This is a genomic window from Aggregatibacter aphrophilus ATCC 33389 (assembly GCF_900636915.1).
In the GTDB taxonomy this organism is placed as follows: Bacteria; Pseudomonadota; Gammaproteobacteria; order Enterobacterales; family Pasteurellaceae; genus Aggregatibacter; species Aggregatibacter aphrophilus.
Genome location: NZ_LR134327.1, coordinates 866,545 through 884,427 on the forward strand (window position 1 = coordinate 866,545; position 17,883 = coordinate 884,427).

General features: G+C 42.4%; 16 protein-coding genes. 9 read left to right on the plus strand and 7 right to left on the minus strand.

All coding sequences use genetic code 11. The features are described from left to right. Positions 1–8 precede the first annotated feature (8 nt). Positions 9–476, minus strand: a complete 468-nt coding sequence (gene bcp / locus EL144_RS04200) for a thioredoxin-dependent thiol peroxidase (protein ID WP_005704310.1) — start codon at positions 474–476, stop codon at positions 9–11. 147 nt (positions 477–623) lie between these two features. Between bcp and dapA the strand changes: the two genes are divergently transcribed. Together dapA and bamC are read left to right on the plus strand one after the other, a co-directional pair. Further along, positions 624–1,517 (plus strand): 4-hydroxy-tetrahydrodipicolinate synthase, encoded by an 894-nt coding sequence (gene dapA, locus EL144_RS04205; protein ID WP_005701491.1) that lies wholly within the window; start codon positions 624–626, stop codon positions 1,515–1,517. Positions 1,518–1,629: 112 nt separating this feature from the next. Next, a complete protein-coding gene (bamC, locus tag EL144_RS04210; protein WP_005704312.1) occupies positions 1,630–2,634 on the plus strand; it encodes an outer membrane protein assembly factor BamC in 1,005 nt (334 codons plus the stop codon). Positions 2,635–2,703: 69 nt separating this feature from the next. Here bamC and EL144_RS04215 read toward each other — a convergent pair whose 3' ends face one another. Further along, entirely contained in the window at positions 2,704–3,408 is a 705-nt protein-coding gene (locus EL144_RS04215) for a YggS family pyridoxal phosphate-dependent enzyme (protein WP_005704314.1), read from the minus strand. Further along, positions 3,401–4,789 carry a nicotinate phosphoribosyltransferase gene (locus tag EL144_RS04220; protein WP_050332869.1) on the minus strand — a complete coding sequence of 463 codons (1,389 nt, stop codon included), beginning with the start codon at positions 4,787–4,789 and terminating at the stop codon, positions 3,401–3,403. The genes EL144_RS04215 and EL144_RS04220 overlap by 8 nt, the downstream gene beginning before the upstream one ends. A gap of 365 nt (positions 4,790–5,154) precedes the next feature. On the opposite strand from EL144_RS04220, the gene thrA reads away from it, so the two are divergent. The 7 genes from thrA to hflC all read left to right on the plus strand — a co-directional run bounded on the left by thrA (position 5,155) and on the right by hflC (position 13,366). Continuing rightward, positions 5,155–7,602 (plus strand): bifunctional aspartate kinase/homoserine dehydrogenase I, encoded by a 2,448-nt coding sequence (thrA, locus tag EL144_RS04225; protein WP_005704319.1) that lies wholly within the window; start codon positions 5,155–5,157, stop codon positions 7,600–7,602. A gap of 12 nt (positions 7,603–7,614) precedes the next feature. After that, positions 7,615–8,559 (plus strand): homoserine kinase, encoded by a 945-nt coding sequence (gene thrB / locus EL144_RS04230; RefSeq protein WP_005704320.1) that lies wholly within the window; start codon positions 7,615–7,617, stop codon positions 8,557–8,559. 24 nt (positions 8,560–8,583) lie between these two features. Next, positions 8,584–9,024, plus strand: coding sequence for a hypothetical protein (locus EL144_RS04235; protein WP_005704321.1), 441 nt, complete (start codon positions 8,584–8,586; stop codon positions 9,022–9,024). Between the two features lie 48 nt (positions 9,025–9,072). Continuing rightward, complete coding sequence (thrC, locus tag EL144_RS04240; RefSeq protein ID WP_005704322.1) at positions 9,073–10,347, plus strand: threonine synthase; 1,275 nt, start codon at positions 9,073–9,075, stop codon at positions 10,345–10,347. A 57-nt stretch (positions 10,348–10,404) separates the two neighbouring features. Continuing rightward, entirely contained in the window at positions 10,405–11,124 is a 720-nt protein-coding gene (locus tag EL144_RS04245) for a 4'-phosphopantetheinyl transferase family protein (protein WP_032995285.1), read from the plus strand. A 95-nt stretch (positions 11,125–11,219) separates the two neighbouring features. Continuing rightward, positions 11,220–12,479 (plus strand): FtsH protease activity modulator HflK, encoded by a 1,260-nt coding sequence (gene hflK, locus EL144_RS04250; protein WP_005704325.1) that lies wholly within the window; start codon positions 11,220–11,222, stop codon positions 12,477–12,479. Continuing rightward, positions 12,479–13,366: a protease modulator HflC gene (gene hflC, locus EL144_RS04255; protein WP_005701507.1), complete on the plus strand. Its 888-nt coding sequence runs from the start codon at positions 12,479–12,481 to the stop codon at positions 13,364–13,366. The genes hflK and hflC overlap by 1 nt, the downstream gene beginning before the upstream one ends. Before the next feature lie 156 nt (positions 13,367–13,522). Here hflC and tig read toward each other — a convergent pair whose 3' ends face one another. The 4 genes from tig to proC form a co-directional block, all read right to left on the minus strand. Beyond that, complete coding sequence (gene tig / locus EL144_RS04260; protein ID WP_005704326.1) at positions 13,523–14,821, minus strand: trigger factor; 1,299 nt, start codon at positions 14,819–14,821, stop codon at positions 13,523–13,525. 164 nt (positions 14,822–14,985) lie between these two features. Then, positions 14,986–15,879, minus strand: coding sequence for a site-specific tyrosine recombinase XerD (gene xerD / locus EL144_RS04265; protein ID WP_005704327.1), 894 nt, complete (start codon positions 15,877–15,879; stop codon positions 14,986–14,988). A 2-nt stretch (positions 15,880–15,881) separates the two neighbouring features. Beyond that, positions 15,882–17,042, minus strand: coding sequence for a 3-phenylpropionate MFS transporter (locus EL144_RS04270; protein WP_005704328.1), 1,161 nt, complete (start codon positions 17,040–17,042; stop codon positions 15,882–15,884). Further along, positions 17,042–17,857 (minus strand): pyrroline-5-carboxylate reductase, encoded by an 816-nt coding sequence (proC, locus tag EL144_RS04275; RefSeq protein WP_005704329.1) that lies wholly within the window; start codon positions 17,855–17,857, stop codon positions 17,042–17,044. The genes EL144_RS04270 and proC overlap by 1 nt, the downstream gene beginning before the upstream one ends. Positions 17,858–17,883 lie beyond the last annotated feature (26 nt).

A 17,883-nucleotide genomic window follows, 5' to 3' on the forward strand; every position in this document is an offset into this window, starting at 1 on the left:
TCATTTTTTTAATTATTTTTTAAATAATCCAATACCACTTGATGATGATCTGTCGTTTTAAATTTATCAAATACTTGAGCTATTTTGCCTTGTTCATCAATCAAAAAACTAATGCGATGAATACCATCAAAAGTACGCCCCATAAATTTCTTTTCACCCCATACACCAAATTGTTCTGCTACCAAATGTTCTTCATCTGATAACAATGTAAAATTTAATTCTTTTTTCTCAATAAATTGTGCCAATTTTTTCGGGCTATCAGGACTAATTCCTAAAATCACCACGCCCAGGTTTTCCAATTCTGCTTTGCTATCTCGTAAGCCACTGGCTTGAGTAGTACAACCCGGCGTGAGCGCTTTCGGGTAAAAGTACACCAAGACTTTCTTTCCTTGAAATTGCGTCAAAGAAACTGCTTCATTATTTTGATTTAGTAAAGTAAAGTGCGGTGCGTTTTCGCCTACTTTTAATGTTCTCATCTGAAATCCTCTGAAAATAGAAAAAAATACTTGCAAATTAAATCCATTTTAGCGATCTTAAATAACTATTAGCAAGCAAACACAGCCTTTTCAATCGCTTTTTCATTGCGGGCAAAAAGGGAAATAACAATAAAACGGAGGCCTTTTATGTCAAACCATCCTTTATTTCAAGGAAGTATCGTCGCACTCGTTACACCAATGGATAGCCATGGTGAAGTGGATTTTGAAACCTTAAAAAAATTAGTAGAGTTTCACATTAAGAGCGGCACCGACGCTATCGTTTCTGTCGGGACAACTGGTGAATCAGCCACTTTAAGCATTGATGAAAATGTAAAAGCCATTCTTAAAACTGTTGAATTTGCCGCAGGTCGTATTCCGGTTATTGCAGGCACCGGCGCAAATGCCACCAGCGAAGCTATCACAATGACCAAATTATTAAACAACAGTGGCATTGCCGGTTGTTTATCTGTTGTGCCTTACTACAACAAACCAACCCAAGAAGGTATGTACCAACACTTTAAAGCGATTGCCGAATGCACCGATATTCCGCAAATTCTTTATAACGTACCAGGACGTACAGGTAGTGATTTATTACCGGAAACTATAGGTCGCTTGGCAAAAATCAGCAATATCGTGGGAATTAAAGAAGCTACCGGTGATGTCAGTCGCGTACAAAAAATCAAACAACTCGCCGGTGAAGATTTCATTATTCTAAGCGGTGACGATGCCACTGGTTTAGAAGCAATGAAATTAGGGGCAGAAGGGGTCATTTCCGTGACCAATAACGTAGCGGCAGCGGATATGGCGAAAATGTGCCATCTAGCCCGCGCCGGTAAATTCGATGAAGCGGAACAAATCAATCAACGCTTAATGCCGTTACACAAAAACCTCTTTGTAGAATCCAACCCGATTCCGGTGAAATGGGCATGTTACAAATTAGGTTTAATTCCGGAACCGGTTTTACGTCTTCCGCTCACCACATTAAGTGAACAAGCTCAACCGAAAGTATTAGACGCATTAAAATCGGCAAACTTAATTTAATGCCGAAGTCATCAGGGTCTATGCTTATAGACCCTGAACTTTTCACGCTATGTTGTGTCGAAAACACACAATTTTTAAACAAAATCCTAATTATGAACCAAAAGGGTAATTTATGAAAAAATGGTTGTTAACCGCTGCAATGATCGCCGTTCTTAGCGCTTGTTCTACTAGTAATGAAAGCAAACAACAAGCCGGAGATACTTATCAAAAATCCAATGCCGAATTACCATCCTTTACCCCTTTAGCCAGTGGCGGTGTCAACCTACCTGCACAAAGTCCAGAATATCAATTACCGCAAGTCAAAATCAACAAAAGCGAGACAGTAGATATTCGTCCGCCATCCATTCCATTAGCCATTATCAGTAATTCTGTCACACAATTTGATGGTGAACGCGCATTAATCGCTTACACACCAGATAAACAGGGGGTTTATAACTTAAAACAAGTAGAACGTTTACTCAAAGAACAAGACATTGGCTATACCGTTGAAGGTAATAAATTATTAACGAACTGGGCAGACACTGGTCGCTCTGACGATTTGGAAAACACCAAAATTCGCTATCAAATTGAAGAGGTCAGCGCACAACAAGCCAACGCATTAGTCGTCTCCGTGTTGCAAATGAAACGGGATGATACGATTTACACCCCTAATTTTACCGATAAACAACGTTATGCTTCCGATCGTTTAAATCAATTGGTGGGTGAATTAAATACTGCATACACCAAACAGCAACAGGAACTAAACGGCGCAGGTTCAACCCCGATACAATCCACTATAGCTACCGATTCAAATGGTAGAACCGCGTTAGTATTAGGCGCATCATTTGATAGTGCATGGTCAAAATTAGCCTCTGCACTGCCGAAACTAGGCTTTGAAATTAAAGAAGAAACCGGTAGCCGTGGTATTCGTGAATTAGAATACAAGCCATTGTCACAAGAAGAATGGCAACGCATCGGAATGCCAATACCAAACTTAGAAGGTGGAACTTACCAAATGCAGTTAGCCGCCGTCGGAAAACAAAGTGCGGTAGTCATTTCAGATGAAAATAAGACCGCACTTTCTGGAGAACAGGCTCAGATAATTTATCAAGCTTTACAAAATGTATTAGCTCGCTAATTGTTCTCAAAAAAACAAAAGCCATTTTCTATCGAAAATGGCTTTTTTGTTCAGCATAAAACCTATTTATTATTTGGCATAATCCCGTTTACCGAAAATTGCTGTGCCGATGCGCACCATGGTTGACCCGCATTTTATTGCACTCTGCATATCATCAGTCATCCCCATAGACAACGTATCAATTTGGGCATTCGGTAATGCCTGTTGCAATTGTTCAAACAACGTTTTCATTTGGCAAAACGTCTGTTCCTGCTGAGCCACATCATCCGTCGGCTCAGGAATCGCCATCAAGCCACGCAAGCGTAAGTGCGGTAAGTTTTCAATGTGTTTTGCAAGAGTCAACATATCACTGGGCTGGATTCCGGATTTAGTGGCTTCTTGGCTAATATTAATTTGAATAAGCACATTTAACAGCGCTTTATATGGCGGACGTTGTTCATTTAGACGATCAGCAATTTTGGCACGCTCAAGGGTTTGCATCCAATCGAAATACTCCGCGACCAAACGGGTTTTATTAGATTGTAACGGGCCAATAAAATGCCATTCCAATGAAATATCATACTGTTGACAGTACTGAATTTTTTCAACGCCTTCCTGCACATAATTTTCGCCGAATGCCACCTGCCCCGCAGCGTAGGCTATAAGAATATCCTCAACAGGCTTGGTTTTAGAAACAGCCAATAATTTGACCGCACTTTGCTCACGTCCAACGGCGTGACTGGCTTGCTTAATTTGTTGATGAATTTGCTGTAACTGTTGCGGAATATTATTCATTGCTGCGTTGCCTAATTTGTTCAAGGGTTTCTGTGTGTAATAGTTTTCCATTTAAATAAACGGTGCGCAACAAATTTTCTTGCTCGCCCAATGCGTCTTCCCGCAGGGTAATATATTCATCATTTTGCTTAACTAATGCCAAACGCCCTTTTTTGGAACGTTTATCATCGGAGGTAATAGGATCTTTATAAACATCCCGCCATTTACCCGCAATACAGATTGCACTCGCCTTCATTGACCACCCCATCATATCCCGATCCACTTGTTGCAATAACCCGCTGCCCATACCAAATGCAATATTATCGGCACTAAACCCTCGTTCTAAAATGGCATCTAAAATTTTTGCTAATGAATGACGATTAATGCCATCACCTTGAATCAAACGAATGCAATTTGGTAACAATTTGTAGCCTTTGCTATTCGTTATCGTGCCAAATTTTTGAGCCAATAGCTCCAATACCCGACAAACAACCTGAACAGGATCACCACTATCGGGGCGAACCACCAAAGTGCCTTGCATATTCATAATCTGCCGTTTAAGCTCCCCACCCCATATCTCACTCACCGCCCGCCATAAATCATAACTGTCGGATACCACAGAAAAAGCAGGATACTTGTTGGCAAAGCAATTAAGCATATTTTCATAGGTGGCACGTTCATTTTCTCTGCCCCAACCGGTGATGGTACTATGTTCCGCCGCAGGAATGGAAAAAGCCGGCATACTTTCTGCATCATACCAACGAGAGGCAGCAATAATCGCACTCAAGCTATCCGTCCCGTGAAAATTCACTAAATGGGCCAAACCGCCTAACGCAACAGTTTCTAAACTGGAAGCGCCTCTTGCACCAAAATCATGTAATTTAAAAGGTAATCCGGAAAGATCATCAGCGGATTTTTCTAATGCTTTTTTGATAAGCTGTTTACAATAATATGACAAACCGGCCACTGTAGACGGATACCAAATGCTACGCAAAATGGCAGTTTCAATATAGCTAGGCAACCAAAAGAACTCAGGATCCGTATTAACAATTTGACAAACCACATTGCGCGACGGCAGCACACTGCCCTCAGCAACCGCCTGAATACTCAGTGGTAAAAAACCGGCATGTTTATCTAAAACCCGTAACCAGCCTTGGCGATTAAACGGCAAACCATGCGCCGTCAATAAAGTTTCCGCTTCATTAATATCTTGTAAAGAAATGGGCTTGCTTAAATACTCTTTAAGAAATGCCTGCAAACCAAAGAACACGATGTCCAACTCACTTTTTCGCGCTTCAACGTAAAAAGACACATATTCGGTGTTAGGCGGGTATTGCAACCAATGAGAGGCTTTATAACTGTCAGTATTTAGAATTAAATTAGCAAAACTCAAAGTGTACATTTTACATTAACCTCATTTATACAAAATAAAACTACAGGCATTGTAGCATATACTTTACTCATAAAATGAATTTTTTGTTTCTGCTTATTATTTATACAACATGTCTAACCATTTAATTTTATTTAGAAGGCGCTTGACAAGAAAAACAAATTTCTGTATTTCTAAGCACATTCTTTTTTTTCAAGTAAAAACGCCATGAAAAACAACCGCACTTTCATTATGCTGACCACCATGATTACCATTACTATGATTAATGGTGCGGGCTAGTGCGTTAAAGAACAGAATTCATGAACCCGCCTCTTAGCAGTAGAAGCGGGTTTTTTTATGCAAAAATTTTCAAATACAACTATCATCAGGAGAATATCATGCGCGTATTAAAATTTGGGGGCACATCCTTAGCCAATCCGGAACGGTTTTCACAGGCGGCGAAGCTTATCGAGCAAGCTCATTTGGAAGAACAAGCAGCAGGTGTGCTATCAGCACCAGCCAAAATCACCAATCATCTTGTTGCCCTTTCAGAAAAAGCCAGCTTAAATCAACCGACAGACCCCCACTTCAACGAAGCATTAGATATTTTCTACAACATCATCAACGGATTACACACCCAAAATAATAATTTTGACCTTGCAGGCACCAAACAAATTATTGATCAAGAATTTCAACAAATCGCTTCATTATTAGAACAGATTCGCCAAGCCGGTAAACTGGAAGATTCAGTGAAAGCCACCATCGACTGTCGTGGCGAAAAACTATCTATTGCGATGATGAAAGCCTGGTTTGAAGCCAATGGATATAGCGTACACATTGTAGATCCTGTGAAACAATTATTAGCGCAAGGCAGCTATTTAGAATCTTCCGTAGATATTGATGAATCCACCAAGCGCGTAAATGCCGGTGCCATTGCTAAAGATAAGGTCGTGTTAATGGCCGGTTTTACTGCCTGTAATGAAAAAGGTGAACTGGTCTTATTAGGACGTAACGGTTCTGACTACTCTGCTGCTTGCTTAGCAGCCTGCTTGAACGCTAGCGTATGTGAAATCTGGACCGACGTAGATGGTGTTTATACTTGCGACCCACGTTTAGTACCGGATGCACGTTTGTTACCAAGCCTTTCTTATCGTGAAGCCATGGAGCTTTCCTACTTTGGTGCCAAAGTCATTCATCCTCGTACTATCGGCCCGTTGGTTCGTCCGAATATTCCTTGTTTAATTAAAAACACCGGTAACCCAAGCGCACCGGGCTCCATTATCGCCGGCGATATTAAATCCGAAGGCTTGCAGGTAAAAGGCATTACGAACTTAGACAATGTGGCAATGTTCAACGTATCCGGCCCGGGCATGCAAGGCATGGTTGGTATGGCATCACGCGTATTCTCCGCCATGTCTAACGCCAACGTGTCGGTCATTTTAATCACTCAATCCTCTTCCGAATACAGCATTAGCTTCTGCGTGCCGGTAAAATCCGTAGAGATTGCACTTAAAGCATTAGAGACAGAATTTGAGCAAGAATTAAAAGCTCACCAATTAGATCCAATCGAAACCATTAAAGATCTATCCATTATTTCAGTGGTTGGTGATGGAATGCGTCAAGCCAAAGGCATCGCCGCTCGCTTCTTCTCAGCCCTAGCTCAAGCCAATATCAGCATTAACGCTATTGCACAGGGTTCCTCCGAGCGCTCAATTTCTGCCGTAGTTGCTCAAAATAAAGCCATTGAAGCAGTAAAAGCAACACACCAAGCGTTATTTAACAACAAAAAAATCGTGGAAGTGTTTCTTGTCGGCGTTGGTGGCGTAGGCGGTGAATTAATCGAGCAAATCAAACATCAAAAAGACTATTTAGCAAAGAAGGGCATTGAAATTCGCGTCTGTGCATTAGCAAATTCCAATAAAATGTTATTAAACGAAAATGGCTTAAACTTAGACAATTGGCAAAAAGATTTGGAAAATGCCACACAACCTTCCGATTTTTATGTACTCCTTTCTTTCATCAAATTACATCATGTGGTTAATCCGGTCTTTGTTGATTGTACTTCTGCCGAATCCTTGGCCAGTTTATACGAACGCGCCTTGGCGGAAGGTTTCCATGTCGTCACACCAAACAAAAAAGCTAACACTCGCGCATTGGAGTACTATCACAAGCTACGTGAACTAGCACATAAAAATCAGCGTAAATTCTTATATGAAACCAATGTAGGCGCAGGTTTGCCAGTAATTGAAAATTTACAAAATCTTCTCGCAGCCGGTGATGAAGTGGAACGTTTTGATGGCATTCTCTCCGGCTCTCTCTCCTTTATTTTTGGTAAATTAGAAGAAGACTTAACACTTTCCCAAGCGACCGCACTTGCTCGTGAAAAAGGCTTTACCGAACCGGATCCGCGTGATGATCTCTCCGGCCAAGATGTTGCCCGTAAACTGTTAATTCTCGCCCGTGAAAGCGGCTTAGAATTAGAGTTGGAAGATGTGGATGTGGAAGGCGTGTTGCCAAAAGGTTTTGCCGAAGGAAAATCCACCGATGAATTTATGGCCATGTTGCCACAACTCGATAATGACTTTGGTGCGCGAGTAGAAAAAGCCAAAGCGGAAGGCAAGGTATTACGTTATGTGGGACAAATTGAAAATGGCAAATGCAAAGTATCCATTGTTGCCGTAGATAAAGACGAACCATTATATAAAGTGAAAAATGGCGAAAATGCACTTGCATTTTATACTCGTTATTATCAGCCAATTCCGTTATTATTACGCGGCTATGGCGCCGGCAACGCTGTGACTGCTGCCGGTATCTTTGCCGATATTTTAAGAACCTTAAAGCACTAAACGGAGAATCTCATGCTTAGAATTTATGCGCCGGCATCTAGCGCCAATATCAGCGTTGGTTTTGATACGTTAGGCGCGGCAATTTCGCCAATTAACGGTTCATTGTTAGGTGATGTGGTTCAAGTTGAGCCCATCGCCAGCGGCTTTGAGTTGGAAAGTGCGGGTTATTTTGTGCGTAAATTACCAAAAGAACCACAAAAAAATATCGTTTACCAAGCCTATGTCTTATTTAGCGAACAGCTCAAATTACGCAACATAAAAGTTAAGCCTTTGCGTTTAACCCTAGAAAAAAATATGCCTATCGGCTCCGGTCTAGGTTCTAGCGCCTGCTCTATCGTGGCGGCGCTAGTGGCGTTAAACAAATACCACAACGAACCGTTCTCCAAAATGGAACTGTTGAGCATGATGGGAGAATTGGAAGGTCGAATTTCCGGCTCAATTCACTATGATAATGTGGCGCCTTGCTACTTAGGCGGTGTACAATTCATGGTGCAATCTCTTGGCAATATTTGTCAAAAATTACCGTTTTTTGATCATTGGTATTGGGTGTTGGCGTACCCAGGCATTGAAGTATCCACTGCCGAAGCCCGCGCAATTTTACCAAAAAGTTATACCAGACAAGATGTTATTGCTCACGGTCGCCACCTAGGTGGTTTTGTACATGCTTGCCATACCCAGCAGGAAAATTTGGCGGCAATGATGATGAAAGACGTGATTGCCGAACCTTACCGCGAAGCTTTACTACCAAATTATGCAGAAGTAAAACAAGCAACCCGTGATTTAGGTGCATTAGCCACCGGTATTTCCGGTTCCGGCCCAACAATTTTTGCTATCGCGCCGGATTTAATGCATGCCACCAAATTAGCAACTTATTTAGAGAACCATTATTTACAAAACAACGAGGGCTTTGTACACATCTGCAAAGTCGATAATGCCGGCGCCAGAGAGTTGGACTAACCGCGCAAATCAACAGGTTTAAAAATGAAAAAAATTCTTACCGCACTTTTTTGTAGTGCTTTTATTTCTCCATTAGCCAATGCCGAAGCTCTCTCTAATGGATTAGCTCCACAAGCTGCAGGAGACTATGTATTATTGGATGCACATCAAAAAAACACCGATGTGCAATTCCGTTTAAAACTTAAGGACAAACAATGGATTGCCGACGGCTCACAAAATGCTGGAGTTAGCTGGTCGCCAGTGTGTGAGGCCACCGGCGAATGCAAACTGGTCACCTCAAGCAAATCAGATATTGAAAGCTTTTTTGAACAATATCCGCATGTGTTAAATCGCACTGATGTCAGCTGCATTCACAATATGGCATTCGCCTTCTGCGGTTTAACCTTAGATAAAAAAACAGATTATGTGATGGTCACATTGGTGACTAATCCACCACAAGTTATGCCATATAATCGGATCAAATAATCCTCTAACCGGAAATCTACCGATAATTTCACTGTAACGGAATTAAATATGAATTTGTACAATATTAAACATCCCGAAGAACAGGTCAATTTTGCCCAAGCCGTACGCCAAGGGTTAGGCAAAGATCAAGGCTTGTTTTTTCCTGAAAACATACCGCACTTAAGCAATATCGATGAGCTATTGGCATTGCCGCTGGTTGAGCGCAGCCAAAAAATTCTCGGCGCATTAATCGGTGAGGAAATTCCTCAGGCACAACTTGAACAAATGGTTCGTAACGCCTTTACCTTCCCTGCGCCGATTGTACAGGTTGAAGACAATATTTATGCACTGGAATTGTTCCATGGCCCAACACTCGCCTTTAAAGACTTCGGCGGACGCTTCATGGCCCAAGCCTTAGCCACCGTACGTGGTGATGGCAAAATCACTATTTTAACGGCAACATCCGGTGACACCGGTGCAGCGGTTGCACACGCCTTTTACGGCTTAGAAAATATCGATGTGGTGATTTTATACCCGAAAGGTAAAATCAGCCCGTTACAGGAAAAACTCTTCTGCACTCTTGGCGGCAATATTCGCACCATCGCAATCAATGCCGATTTCGATGCCTGCCAAGCCTTGGTAAAACAAGCCTTTGACGACGCAGAACTACGTCAAGCTATCGGCTTAAACTCGGCAAACTCCATCAATATCAGCCGTTTATTGGCGCAGGTATGCTATTACTTTGAAGCGGTGGCACAATTATCAAAAGAACAACGTGAAAACTTGGTGGTTTCCGTGCCAAGCGGCAACTTCGGCAACCTCACTGCAGGGTTAATAGCCAAAACCCTCGGGTTGCCGATTAAACGCTTTATCGCCGCCACCAACGCTAACGACACCGTGCCGCGTTATTTGCACAGCGGAAACTGGTCGCCAAATGCGACTGTGGCCACTCTTTCCAACGCCATGGACGTTTCTCGTCCAAACAACTGGCCTCGCGTAGAAGAATTGTTCAAACGCAATGGTTGGGCGCTAAATGAGTTACACTCCGCAGCAATTTCTGATACACAAACAGAAGACACCTTACGCGCCATGAACCAACTTGGTTATTTATGCGAACCGCACGGCGCTGTGGCCTATGACGTGTTAAAACAAGATTTACAAACAGACGAAACCGGCTTATTCCTGTGCACCGCGCATCCGGCAAAATTTAAAGAGTCCGTCGAACGTATTCTGGATTTAACTCTGCCATTGCCGGAAGCCTTGGATAAACACAATAAACTGCCATTATTATCTGATGAAATGGAAAATGATTTTGCGCAGTTAAAAGCCTATTTATTGAAATAATACGAAAAAGTGCGGTGACAAAATTCAATGGATTTTGACCGCACTTTTCTTATCACTATGACAACGCTAATCGCTTGGGGAAACATTAACACCTATTTCCCTTTTCACGAAATACCTACGGAACTTGTTCCGGCAAATTTAATAGCAACCAATAACGACAATCCGCGCGTACAACAACGTTGGCAATGTCGTCGCTTGGCACATTTTCTGTTGTGGCAACTATTAAAAACGTCGCAAAAACCGACCGCACTTTTAGGGCGAATTTCCCGTACAGAGAGCGGACGTCCGCAATTTCCACTTTTAGACATAGATTTCAATATTAGCCATTCCGGCGATTGGGTGGCCGTCATCTTGCACATTAATGAAAACGGCGAAAAAAGTGCGGTGGGAATCGACATCGAGTTTCCATATAAAACTCGCCCTTATTCAGCACTTTTAGCGCACTTTGCCCACCAAGAAGAAATTTGTTGGTTTCAACAACAACTTGACGCGCAATCGGAATTTTATCGTATTTGGTGTTTACGCGAAGCGATTTTAAAATCTCAAGGTATTGGGATTGTGAAATTATCAGAAGTCATACATCACCCAGAAACCTTACAACTTCATTCAGCTTATTGCCCACGCGGACAGCTTATTTTCAGCGATAATTTGCCTTTTTATTTGGCATTTTTCGTGAATCAAAATACGCTGACAAATATTCAATATTTCACTTGGCATAATGATCGCCTTAAGCCCCAAACACTTTTGCATAAAATTCACTACGATGTGAATATTTAACCCTTTAAAATCCGTCAATTACCCCCATTAATGATTAGACTTAACACTCGATTTTGTTTAGACTTGTAACTATTTTTTCACAAACGGAGAAAGCAATGTCGTTAAACGGTTCAGATCAAGATCCTTGGGGCAAACCAAAACAAAACGGACAACCACCGGAGAATAATTCTTCCGATAATAACGAAGGTCAGTCCAACTGGGATCGTTCTTCCAACTCACCAAAAGATAATCAACAATCTCCACCGGATTTGGAAGAGGTTTTCAATAATTTATTGAAAAAACTCGGTGGAAAAGGATCCAAAAATAATCCATCCTCATCAAACCAATTCCCCGGCGGCTTAGGTAAACTTTTGCCTATTGCCATTGCAGCGGGCGTAATTTTATGGGGCGCTAGCGGTTTCTATACCATTAAAGAAGCCGAACGCGGCGTGGTGTTACGTTTAGGACAATTCCATTCTATTGAACAACCGGGTTTAAACTGGAAACCGACCTTTATTGATCGCGTTATTCCGGTAAACGTTGAACGCGTGCAAGAATTAAAAACACAAGGTTCTATGCTCACCCAAGATGAAAACATGGTGAAAGTGGAAATGACCGTGCAATATCGCGTACAAAATCCGGAAAAATATTTATTTAGTGTATTAAATGCCAATGACAGTTTAAATCAAGCCACAGACAGTGCATTACGTTATGTGATTGGTCATATGACTATGAATGATATTTTGACTACCGGACGTTCCGTGGTGCGTGAAAACACATGGAAAGCATTAAATCAAATTATTGAACCGTATGACATGGGCTTAGAAGTGATTGATGTGAACTTCCAATCTGCCCGCCCACCAGAAGAAGTAAAAGACGCTTTCGATGACGCGATTAAAGCGCAAGAAGACGAACAACGTTATATTCGTGAAGCGGAAGCCTATGCCCGTGAGAAAGAGCCGATTGCACGTGGTAACGCACAACGTATTTTGGAAGAAGCAACGGCCTACAAAGATCGCGTGGTATTAGATGCCAAAGGAGAAGTAGAACGTTTCCAACCGCTCTTACCTGAATTCAAAGCGGCACCGGATGTATTCCGTGAGCGTTTGTATATTCAATCTATGGAAAAGGTCATGGCAAATACGCCAAAAGTGATGTTGGATTCATCTAACGGCAATAACTTAACCGTATTACCGTTAGAACAATTACTCAAAGGAAAACAATCCTTCTCCACAGAAAATAATAATACCGACTCGGAAGCACAACAAAGTACGGTCAATCCTGTACCTGTTTCCCGAACTGAAAATCAAACAAACATGCCAAGTCGCCAGCCGGAAACCAAAAACGAAAGTAGTCGCCAAGGGAGATTTAACTAATGCGTAAACTGTTATTACCTGTGATTTTAGTTATTGTCGCTATTGTCTACTCCAGTATTGTGGTGGTGACTGAAGGCTCACGTGGCATTATGTTGCGTTTCGGTAAAGTGCAACGTGACGCTGACAACAAAGTGGCTATTTATACCCCGGGGCTACATTTTAAAATTCCATTTATTGACAACATTAAAGTGCTTGATGCGCGTCTTCAAACCTTAGACGGACAAGCAGATCGTTTCGTCACTGTGGAGAAAAAAGACCTATTAGTGGATTCTTATGTAAAATGGCGTATTAACGATTTCGGTCGTTTTTTCACGACTACCGGCGGTGGCGACTATGCACAAGCCTCTAACTTACTTCGTCGTAAAGTCAATGACCGTTTACGTTCTGAAATCGGTTCACGCACAATTAAAGATATTGTATCCGGCACACGTGGCGAATTAATGGCAGGCGCAAAAAAAGCGTTAAATACCGGACAAGACAGTACGGCAGAGCTGGGAATTGAAGTAATTGATGTGCGTATTAAACAAATTAACTTACCGGATGAAGTATCTTCTTCCATTTATCAACGTATGCGCGCAGAACGTGATGCTGTTGCCCGTGAACACCGTTCACAAGGCAAAGAAAAAGCGGCGTTTATTCAAGCCGATGTGGATCGTAAAGTCACCTTAATTATCGCCAACGCAGAAAAAACGGCACAGGAATTGCGTGGTAATGGTGATGCCACTGCAGCAAAAATCTTTGCAGATGCCTTTGGTAAAGAACCGGAATTTTATAGCTTTATTCGTAGTCTTAAAGCCTATGAAAGTAGCTTCGCCAATTCTGATAACTTGTTAATTCTTAAACCGGATAGTGATTTCTTCCGTTTTATGCAATCACCAAGTAAGTAAATCTCTAATACGAAAAAGGGTATCTGCAGATATCCTTTTTTATTGCCTATCAAAAAGCTAATGAAAAAATGCACAAGACAAAAAAATACCCCGACTTTCATCGAGGTATTCAACTAAAAAACACTTAAAATATTAACCGCACTTAGCGGAGAATGATTAAGCTTGTGGATTCATGATCTCATCGAAAGTTGCCGCTTTTTCGGTAACTTGTGCTTTCGCCAATACTGCATCAACTGCTTGCTCTTCCAATACAACGTTACGAATGTTATTCATTAATTCTTTATTTTTGCTGTAGTATTCAACCACTTCAGCCGGTTGTTCGTAAGCAGAAGCGATATCTTCGATCATGGCTTTCGCACGTTCTTCATCGGCTTTTAATTCGTTAGAAGCGATAACTTGCGCTAATAATAAACCAACCAATACGCGACGTTTTGCTTGGTCTTCAAACAATTCACGTGGTAATTGTGCAGCTTGTTGTGCATTGCCGCCAAAACGTTGTGCCGCTTGTTGACGCAATACTTCAATTTCTTGTTCAACCGCTGCGCTTGGTACATCAATTGGGTTTTGTTCTACTAAACCGTCGATAACTTGAGTTTTCACGCGGGTAGTCAACGCATTTTTCAATTCACGTTGCATATTTTTACGAATTTCAGCACGTAAATCCGCTACAGATTTGGTGTTAGGACCAAATTTAGCAACAAATTCATCGGTTAATTCCGGTAATACCATCACTTCTACTTTTTTCAAGGTGATATCAAATTTAGCCGCTTTACCTTTCAATTTTTCAGAATGATATTCTTCAGGGAAAGTCACATCAATAGTGAATTTGTCACCGGCTTTGTGACCAACGATACCATCTTCAAAGCCCGGAATCATGCGGCCTTGGCCCATGAATAAAACGAAATCTTCTGCTTTGCCGCCTTCAAATTCTTCGCCGTCAACAGAACCCACGAAATCGATGGTAACGCGATCTTCCGCTTTTGCGGCTTCTTGAACTTCAGACCAAGTTGCTTGTTGTTTGCGTAGCACTTCAACCATCTTGTCAACATCTGCTTCGGAGATTTCAACAACCGGTTTTTCAACTTTGATATTTTCTAAACCTTTTAATTCAACTTCAGGATAAACTTCAAAAGTTGCGCTGAATTTTAATTCTTTGCCGTCTTCAAATTGTTCAACGGTAAAACTTGGGCGACCTGCTAGGTTAACTTTGTTTTCGATAACCGCTTGGAAGAAATGTTTTTGTAATAAATCGCCTAAAATATCTTGACGAACGGAAGCGCCGAAGCGTTTTTCAATAATTTGCGGAGGGACTTTACCTTTACGGAAACCGTCAACACGTGCGTTTTTTGCTACACGTTTTAATTCTTCGCGCACAGCTTGTTCAACAGTTTCAGCCGGAACGGTGATGGATACACGACGCTCTAAACCTTGAGTCGTTTCAATATTTAATGACATTATGATGTTACCTCAAATTGATGCACTCGGCGAATGCTCACACCGAACACGTTATTAATGGAAAATAAGACGATGAATTATAACGGGACAAAGGCTTTCCGTCGAGGAAATGCACGATAAAAGCGCATAATTGATTAAAAAACACTCGATTCATTCACATAAAATTAGCCGCGCGGATGATAGCGTTCATGCAAACGTTTCAGGCGTTCTTTCGCTACATGAGTATAAATTTGCGTAGTGGATAAATCGCTATGCCCCAGTAGCATTTGAACCACACGCAAATCCGCGCCGTGATTCACCAAATGCGTAGCAAAAGCATGACGCAAAACGTGTGGCGACAACATATCGCTGTCAATTTCCGCCAGCACCGCATAATGTTTAATCCGATGCCAAAAAGTCTGCCGTGTCATTTGCGTACCGCGACGGCTCGGAAATAGCACGTCGGAACTTTGTCCGTCCAATAAAATCGGGCGGGCAAATAAAATATATTGTTTAATCCAGTGGGTAGCTTCTTCACCCATTGGCACAATGCGCTCTTTGTTGCCTTTGCCAATCACCCGCACCACACATTGATTCAAATTAATACTATCGGTTCCCAGTGTCACCAACTCCGTTACCCGCAACCCTGTGGCATACAACAGCTCTAACATCGCCTTATCACGCAGTTCCACAGGTTGCTCCAAACTTTGTACATTCAACAAGTCTGTTACCTGTTGTTCGGTTAAATATTTCGGCAAACGGCTTGGCAATTTAGGCGAACTCAGCACCGCACTGGGGTCGTCAGTGCGATATTTTTCCTTATACAAATACTGAAATAATTTCCGCATAGCACTCAGCAAACGGGCTGTGCTGGTGGCTTTGTATCCTTGTTGCAAACGCTCACCAAGAAAGGTTTGTAAATCTACCGCATCCAGTGTCAACAAGGATAACTTATGTGCCTCCAGCCAATCGCAAAGTGCGGTCAAATCTAAGCGATAAGATTGCACAGTGTTGGGTGACAAACCTTTTTCTATCCAATATTCATTAATGAACAAGTCCATCAGCGCCAAATTATTCATATTTACCCCTGTTTAAGCAAAAAAGCGTCCACTTTACGCGGCGTAACCACAAATGCCGGTGCGACAACCATCGCCATAAGAATAAAGGTAAACGCAGGAGAATACGGATAAATCACGCCGGAAAGTGCAGTCAAAATCGCCACCATAGCACTGTTGGAAAAACCATTATATAAAGCCTGTAACTTGGAAATATGCGCTTGTGGCTGTGTGGTGATGTAACGCACCATGCCATAGTGCGCCACAGCATAAGTTAAGCTATGCAGAAATTGTAAAATTGCAATCAACCAAATCGTATTAGCGGTAGCCAATCCAAGCCAACGCACAATGCAGGCGAACGTCGCCAAATAGAAAATGGTGGTGACTTTCCAATTTTGTAATAAACGACGGGAAAAGAAGAATAATAAAATTTCGGCGACCACTGCCACGCCCCATAGCAAACTGGTTTGCGACACAGGAATGCCAAGGCTTGTCCAATACAACACGCTATATACATAATACGCGGCATGAGAACCTTGAATTAATGAAGAAGCGATCAGCACGCGCAACGTGGTGTTATTTTTCAATAAATCCCAATAACGCACTTCAGCTGTTGCCTGTTCCGATCGCTCATCTTGCGGCAGAATAGTGGGCGTCACGCACTGCATCATTGAATACACCAATAAAAGTGCGGTCAAAATCCAGACTATATTTTGCTCGCCGAAAAAGCCGATCACATTACCGAATAACGTCACGCCGACGACAAAAGCCATGGAGCCGATTAAGCGCGCCTTGCCGTAATCCAACTGAATCTGGCGTTGCCAAGTGCTCGCCAAAGAATCCGTAATCGGCATACCGGCGGAGTTTACCATGGCAAATAAACCGATCGCACTGAATAACAGCCAAAAACTCCCAGCGGCAAAACTTAATCCTGCCATAATCAACGCACTGGCCAAGGCTAATAAGCGTAGCGAGTTGATCAATTGCGATGCCCGTTTAATCAAACCGGAGAAAAACAAACCGCCTACAAAACGGAACACATAAGCACTTGCCAACACCATGCCAATCAACTCCTCGCCGTAGTGTTGAGATTTCAACCAAACAGGGAAAAATGGCATGAATACGCCATACGCGCAGTAATAACCGAAAAAGCTTAAGGCAAGCCAAGTAAAAGGACGAACAGACATTAGAATAAGGTTTCCATTTCTTTAGAGCGTGCTACGCAAGCCTGCATTGCCTGTTGCACGATGTCATTAAATTGACGTTGATTAAATACATTCAGTGCCGCCGCCGTCGTTCCGCCTTTGGACGTTACATTTTGGCGCAATGTTGCTAAATCCACCTGCGGATTTTCCACTACCATTTTGGCCGAGCCTAACATTGCCTGCTGCACCAATTCTCGCGCGTTTTCAGTGGATAACCCCATTTCAATCAAGCCTTGTTGCATGGCTTCTGAAAATTGGAAAAAATAGGCCGGGCTACTCCCGGAAGCCGCAGTGACCGCGTGCATTTTCTCTTCCGAATCAACCCAAAGGGTTTTGCCCACCGCGGACAATAGATCCTGCGCAAAAGTGCGGTCGTTTTCCGAGGTGTTTTTTGCAGCAAACAAACCGGCCATGCCCTCACCTACTAAGGCCGGCGTATTCGGCATCACACGTACAATAGACGTTGCTGTCGGTAAAAGTGCGGTCAATCGAGCCAGTGAAACCCCTGCGGCAATAGAAATCACAAATTTATCGGAAAAATCCACCGCACTTAAAGGCACGCAAACCTCTGCCAATACTTGCGGCTTCACCGCCAACAACACCACCTCCGCCGAACTCACTGCCGCGACATTATCCGTAGCAACCCGCACGCCTTTTGAGGCAAATAAACGCTGTTTTTCTTCATTCGGATCGCAAACTGTGATGTTTTCCGCCGGATAACCACGTTTCAGCAAACCAAACACAATGGCTTGTGCCATGTTGCCACCACCGACAAAGGTTATAAATTTATGTTGCATATTTCACCTTGAGATAAGTTACAATA